Annotated in this window: 5 protein-coding genes and 1 pseudogene; all 6 read left to right on the top strand. The window is 71.0% G+C overall.

What is annotated here, in order from left to right:
- Positions 1-194: pseudogene (locus E4P42_RS24620) on the top strand (HNH endonuclease); the annotation flags it as partial.
- A gap of 194 nt (positions 195-388) precedes the next feature.
- Entirely contained in the window at positions 389-637 is a 249-nt protein-coding gene (locus E4P42_RS24615; RefSeq protein WP_135128995.1) for a BatC protein, read from the top strand.
- 10 nt (positions 638-647) lie between these two features.
- Positions 648-1,853 (top strand): cupin domain-containing protein, encoded by a 1,206-nt coding sequence (locus E4P42_RS24610; RefSeq protein ID WP_135128993.1) that lies wholly within the window; start codon positions 648-650, stop codon positions 1,851-1,853.
- 5 nt (positions 1,854-1,858) lie between these two features.
- Positions 1,859-2,746, top strand: a complete 888-nt coding sequence (locus E4P42_RS24605) for a sucrase ferredoxin (RefSeq protein WP_135128991.1) — start codon at positions 1,859-1,861, stop codon at positions 2,744-2,746.
- A gap of 46 nt (positions 2,747-2,792) precedes the next feature.
- A complete protein-coding gene (locus E4P42_RS24600; protein ID WP_135128989.1) occupies positions 2,793-5,345 on the top strand; it encodes an RNA helicase in 2,553 nt (850 codons plus the stop codon).
- Between the two features lie 24 nt (positions 5,346-5,369).
- Entirely contained in the window at positions 5,370-6,440 is a 1,071-nt protein-coding gene (gene mgrA, locus E4P42_RS24595) for an L-glyceraldehyde 3-phosphate reductase (protein WP_135128987.1), read from the top strand.
- Positions 6,441-6,456 lie beyond the last annotated feature (16 nt).

Raw genomic sequence — 6,456 nt, 5'->3', positions numbered from 1 at the left:
GCTACACCACCCAACGCCACAACGGCCGCACCGAATGGATCCCCCCACCCCACCTCGACACCGGCCAACACCGCATCAACCACAACCACCACCCCCACCGCTACCTCACCACCCACAACACCGACGACAACGCCGACGAGGACGACGGCAGCCCACCGGGTGAGGGCCCACCCGACGACGCCCACCGCCAGTAGCCATCGACACCACCAGGTGCCGGGCAGGGATGCACGCATGCGGCCAACCACCCGGCAAGATCGCCGTTCGTTTCATCCGCGCGATCCGCGGTAACACTGCAACGCACGCAACCGCAGGCCGCGCCTCGTGGTGCCACCACCACTCCGGGAGCCGGCTACCCGAAACAGTTGCGGCGACAGGAAGGATTCAGCCCATGGCACTCGACGACGACGACATCACCACCTCCGGCAGCGGCGGTGAAGGCACCGCCGACGGCGGCTCCAACCCGCAAGGCCATGACGGCGGCGCCGACGGCACCGCGGCAGGCGAGGGTACCGCCGACGGGGGCTCCAACCCCGAGGGCCACGACGGTGGCGCCGACGGCACCGCAGGCGGTGAAGGGACCGCCGACGGCGGCTCGAACCCCGAGGGCCACGACGGCGGCGCCGACGGGACGGCCTGACGGCCACCCGATGCTGAGCCGCTGCATCGCGACCGACCCCCACACATTCGCCACCGAATACTGGGGGCACAAGCCGCTGCTCAGCCGCTCCGACGCGCTGCCCCGCGACTTCGCCGATCTGTTGTCGCCCGCCATGGTCGACGAGCTGATCGCCGAGCGCGGGGTACGCGCGCCGTTTCTCCGCCTGGCCAAAGAGGGCAGCGTCCTGGCCAAAGACTGCTACCTCGGCCCAGCCGGCTTCGGCGCCGAGATGCCCGACCAGGTGGACTCGGCAAAAGTGCTGGCGCAGTTCGCCACCGGCGCGACCCTCGTCCTTCAGGGTCTGCACCGGCTGTGGCCGCCGCTGATCGAGTTCGTCCGCCAAGCCGTCGACGACCTCGGCCATCCCGTGCAGGCCAACGCCTACATCACCCCGCCGACCAACCGCGGATTCGACCCCCACTACGACGTCCATGACGTCTTCGTCCTGCAGACCGCCGGCCGCAAGCGATGGACCGTCCACGCCCCGGTGCACCTCCATCCGCTGCCGTCGCAGCCGTGGACCAACCACCGCGAGGCGATCGCCGACCGTGTCGCCGATGAGCCCGTCATCGACACCGTGCTCGAGCCCGGCGACTGCCTGTACCTGCCGCGCGGCTGGGTGCATTCCGCGCAGGCCCTCGAGACCACCTCGATCCACCTGACCGTCGGAGTCTCGGCCACCACCGGCCTGGACGTGGCGCGTGCTGTCGTCGATCAGCTGGCGTCTCTCGAAACGTTCCGGGAGTCGCTGCCGATGGGCGGCGCCCCGGCGAACCGCGACGAACTGGCCGCTACCGTCACGAAGGTGATGTCCCACATGGTCGACGCGCTGCGCGGCGACGCGGCGGGGCTCGGTGACGGCGCCGCCGCGCGCCTGGCCGATCGCTTCGCCGACCGCACCCGCCCGGCGCCGGTCCGGCCGCTCGCCGCCCTCGAGGCCGCCGAACACGCCGACACCACCACGGTGCAGTGGCGCCACGGCCTCATCGCCCATGTCGAACAGCACGGTGACCGGGTGGCGCTGCGGCTGCCCGACCGGGTGATCACGTTCCCGCGGTCGTGCGCCCCGGCGGTCGAGGCCTTCCACCGCGGCCTGGTGGCCGACGCCACCGCGGTGCCCGGGCTCGATCGCGCCGACGCCACCGTCCTGATCCGCCGCCTCCTGCGGGAAGCCGTCCTGACGCCTGCGCCCTGACGCGGATGCCCTCCGTCACCCGACTGCCGTGCAGCGATCAGTCGCTGGCCCGCGACGATCCGATGTACGCCACCGCGTCCGCCGGCTCGAACTGGGTGCTGCTCGAATTGTGCGGCGGTTGGGGGCCTTCGGCGTTCCTACAGTCACCGGGCATCATCGACCCCCAGCTCGGACGCTCGGTGGTCCGGCGCATCGAAGCCGCCGGTATGCGGATCGCCGCGATCCGCCGTCCCGGCCGTCGTCCCACCACGCGGCGGTGGCGGTGGTTCATCGCGCAGTCGACCCCGGGCACTGAGGCGCTCTACGCCGGCGAAGTCGACGGCCCGCAGGACTACCTCGACCTCTCCCTCGACGGCAGCGACGGCACGCCCGTCACCGATCCCGTGGTGGCGATCTGCGCGCACGGCAAACACGACCAGTGCTGCGCGGTCCGCGGCCGCAGCGCCTGTCAGGCCATCGCCGCCGATTATCCCGATTTCGCCTGGGAGTGTTCACATCTCGGTGGCGACCGCTTCGCGGCGACCATGCTGGTACTGCCTGAGGGGCTCTGTTACGGCCGGGTCGACTCCGCCGACGCGGCGGGACTGGTCCGCCTCTACCTCGACGGCCGCGTCGACCACAGGTTCCTGCGCGGGCGCACCTCACTCCCGCACGCGGTGCAGGCCGCCCAGCACTTCGCGCGCGAGAGGTACGGCGACGACCGTATCGCCGCGCTGGCGCCGCTCGACGTGGTGCGCGCCGAGCACGAGATCCGCGTCGTGCTGCAGGCCGACCCGGCACCCATCGAGGTCCGCCTGGCCGAAGAGCTGTCCGAACCGCTGCTGTCGCAGTGCCACGCGCAGGTCGCCGGGCGGGTCCGCATCTTCACGCTCGTCTCGATCCACGCCGGATGACCCCGCCCCGCGGAAGCCGGCCCCGATCCGGCACGCTGTCTGTGTCATGACCGCGGCCCCCCTGCTCGACGACGCGAGCGACCTGTCCGCCCTGCGCGCGCGGGGCGCCGACCCCGACGAGCTGTTCACCGCGTTCGCCGCCTGGGCCGAGGACAACGGCACCGCCCTGTACCCGGCGCAGGAGGAGGCGCTGATCGAGCTGGTCAGCGGCGCCAACGTGATACTCGCGACCCCGACCGGGTCCGGGAAGTCGCTGGTGGCCACCGGCGCCCAGTACGCCGCACTGGCGGCGGGCCGGCGCAGCTATTACACCGCGCCGATCAAGGCGCTGGTCAGCGAGAAGTTCTTCGCGCTGTGCGGGGTGTTCGGCGCGGCCAACGTCGGCATGCTCACCGGGGACGCCGCGGTCAACGCCGACGCCCCGATCATCGCGTGCACCGCCGAGGTACTGGCCAACATCGCGCTGCGCGACGGCGGCGCGGGCGGCCGACTGGGCAGCGAGCCGGTGCTGGTGGTGATGGACGAGTTCCACTTCTACGGCGACGCCGACCGCGGCTGGGCCTGGCAGGTGCCGCTGCTGGAGCTGCCCCGCGCGCAGTTCCTGCTCATGTCGGCCACGCTCGGCGACGTCACATTCCTGCGCGAGGACCTGACCCGGCGCACCGGCCGGGAGACCTCGCTGGTCGCTAACGCCGAACGCCCGGTCCCGCTGTTCTACAGCTACGCGACCACCCCCATGCACGAGACGATCGCCGACCTGCTCGAGACGAAACAGGCGCCCGTCTACGTCGTGCACTTCACCCAGGCCGCGGCGCTGGAGCGGGCGCAGGCGTTGATGAGCGTCAACGTCAGCACCAAGGACGAGAAGGCCGCGATCGCCGACCTGATCGGCGCGTTCCGCTTCAGCTCGGCGTTCGGGGCGACGTTGTCGCGGCTGGTGCGCCACGGCATCGGCGTGCACCACGCCGGGATGCTGCCCAAGTACCGCCGCCTGGTCGAACAGCTCGCGCAGGCCGGGCTGCTGAAGGTCATCTGCGGCACCGACACGCTCGGCGTCGGCATCAACGTCCCGATCCGCACCGTGGTGTTCTCGGCGCTGTCGAAGTACGACGGCACCCGCACCCGGTTGCTCAACGCCCGCGAATTCCACCAGATCGCCGGGCGGGCCGGCCGCGCCGGGTACGACACCGCAGGCACCGTCGTCATCCAGGCGCCCGAACACGAGGTCGAGAACCTCAAACAGTTCGCCAAGGTCGCCGACGACCCGAAGAAGCGCCGTAAGCTGGTGCGCCGCAAGGCCCCCGAGGGCATGGTGCCGTGGAGCGAGTCCACGATGACCCGGCTGGTGGCGGCCGCGCCGGAGGCGCTGACCAGCCACATGCGGGTGTCGACGGCGATGATCCTCGACGTCGTCGCACGCCCCGGCGATCCGTTCGCCGCGATGCGCCGGCTGCTCACCGACAACCACGAGCCCCGCAAACGCCAGCTGCAGCTGATCCGCGAGGCCGTCGGCATCGCCCGCTCCCTGCTGCAGGCCGGGGTCGTGGAACGCCTCGCCGAACCCGAGCCCGACGGGCGGCGCTACCGGCTGACCGTCGACCTGCCGCCCGATTTCGCACTGTATCAACCACTTTCGACGTTCGCGCTGGCGGCGATGGAGTTGCTCGACCCCGAGTCCGACACCCACGCGCTCGACGTGGTGTCGGTGCTCGAGGCCACCCTCGAGGATCCGCGGCAGATCCTCGCCGCGCAGCTGAAGAAGGCCAGGGGCGAGGCGGTCGCGGCGATGAAGGCGGAGGGCATCGAGTACGACGAACGGATCGCGCTGCTCGACGACATCACCTACCCGCGACCGCTCGACGAGCTGCTCGGCCACGCCTTCGAGACCTACGTGCGCAGCAACCCGTGGGCCGCCGATGCGCAGCCCGCGCCGAAGTCTGTGGTCCGGGAGATGTGGGAGCGGGCGATGACGTTCCGCGAGTACGTCAGCGAGTACGGGTTGACCCGCTCGGAGGGTGCGGTGCTGCGCTACCTGTCCGACGCGGTCAAGGCGCTGCGCTCCGGCGTCCCGGCCCAGGCCCGCACCGAAGAGGTCACCGACATCGTCGAGTGGCTCGGCGAGCTGGTCCGCCAGGTCGACTCCAGCCTGCTCGACGAGTGGGAGCAGCTCACCAGCCCCGATCAGCCGCTCGACGCGCCCGTGACGGTCCCGGTCCGGCCGCGCCCGGTCACGGGCAACGAGCGCGCGTTCACCGCGATGGTGCGCAATGCGCTGTTCCGGCGGGTCGAGCTGTTCGCGCGCCGCCGGTGGTCGGCGCTCGGCGAACTCGACGGCGGCAGCGGATGGAAGGCCGACGACTGGGCCGAGGTGGGCGAGGCGTACTTCGCCGAGCACGGGGACGTCGGCACCGGCGCCGACGCACGCGGCCCGGCGCTGCTCATCATCGACCGGGGTGCCGACGTGTGGCGGATCCGCCAGATCCTCGACGACCCGGCCGGGGACCACGATTGGGGCTTCGACGCCGAGGTCGACCTCGCGGCCTCCGACGAGGCCGGCGAACCGGTGATCGAACTCAACGACGCCGGCCGCATGGACTAGCAGACCCGACCTACGATCGATGACATGGCCGACGACCTGGTAGTCACCGATGTCCCGTTCACCCACGATCCGTGGGCGGCCGCCCGCGACCGCTACGACGGGATGCCCTACCGGCGAGTCGGCAGATCGGGTCTGCTGCTGCCGGCGATCTCACTCGGCCTCTGGTACAACTTCGGCGACAACCGGCCGTTCGACACTCAGCGCGAGATCCTGCGCTACGCCTTCGACCGCGGCATCACGCACTTCGACCTCGCCAACAACTACGGTCCGCCGTACGGATCGGCCGAAGAGAACTTCGGCCGGATGCTGCGCAAGGATTTCCGGCCGTACCGCAACGAGCTGATCATCTCCACCAAGGCCGGGTGGGACATGTGGCCGGGCCCGTACGGCCAGCTCGGTGGGCGGGCCTACGTGCTCGCCAGCCTCGACGAGTCGCTGGACCGGATGGGGCTGGACTACGTCGACATCTTCTACTCGCACCGCATCGACGCGAACACCCCGCTGGAGGAGACGATCAGCGCGCTGGACACCGCGGTGCGGACGGGGAAGGCCCGCTACGTCGGCGTCTCGTCGTACTCGGCCGCCAAGACCGCCGAGGCGGCGGACATCGCGCGGCAAATGGGCACGCCGCTGGTGATCCACCAGCCGTCCTACTCGATGCTCAACCGGTGGATCGAGGGCGGCCTCACCGAGGAGCTGCAGAACGCCGGGATGGGCGCGATCGCGTTCACCGCGCTGGCGCAGGGGCTGCTGACCGACCGCTACCTGCAGCAGCCGGCCTCCGACATCGACCGCGCCACTGCCCGCCCGACCTTCGACAACGAGTTGGTGACCGACGAGGTGCTCGAGCGGCTGCGCGGGCTGGCCGGGATCGCCGAACGCCGCGGGCAGACCCTCGCCCAGCTGGCGCTGGCCTGGGTGCTGCGCGACCCGACGGTGTCCTCGACGCTGGTCGGCGCGTCGAGCGTCGCGCAGCTCGAGGAGAATCTCAAAGCCCTCGACAATCTCGGGTTCACCACCGAGGAACTCGACGAGATCGACCGGTACGCCTCGGATTCCGGCATCGACATGTGGCGTGAGAGCTCGGATGTCTGACCGCAGGCCGTAGGCG

It is taken from the genome of Mycobacterium sp. PS03-16 (assembly GCF_004570325.1).
Taxonomy (GTDB): domain Bacteria; phylum Actinomycetota; class Actinomycetes; order Mycobacteriales; family Mycobacteriaceae; genus Mycobacterium.
The sequence above is the reverse complement of the archived record's forward strand: the minus strand, read 5'-3'. Positions and strand labels throughout refer to the sequence as shown.

Excerpts from the sequence above, each read along its gene's own strand:
- E4P42_RS24615 (WP_135128995.1), top strand. The coding sequence starts at position 389 with ATGGCACTCGACGACGACGACATCACCACCTCCGGCAGCGGCGGTGAA.
- mgrA (WP_135128987.1), top strand. The coding sequence starts at position 5,370 with ATGGCCGACGACCTGGTAGTCACCGATGTCCCGTTCACCCACGATCCG.
- E4P42_RS24600 (WP_135128989.1), top strand. The coding sequence starts at position 2,793 with ATGACCGCGGCCCCCCTGCTCGACGACGCGAGCGACCTGTCCGCCCTG.
- E4P42_RS24610 (WP_135128993.1), top strand. The coding sequence starts at position 648 with ATGCTGAGCCGCTGCATCGCGACCGACCCCCACACATTCGCCACCGAA.
- E4P42_RS24605 (WP_135128991.1), top strand. The coding sequence starts at position 1,859 with ATGCCCTCCGTCACCCGACTGCCGTGCAGCGATCAGTCGCTGGCCCGC.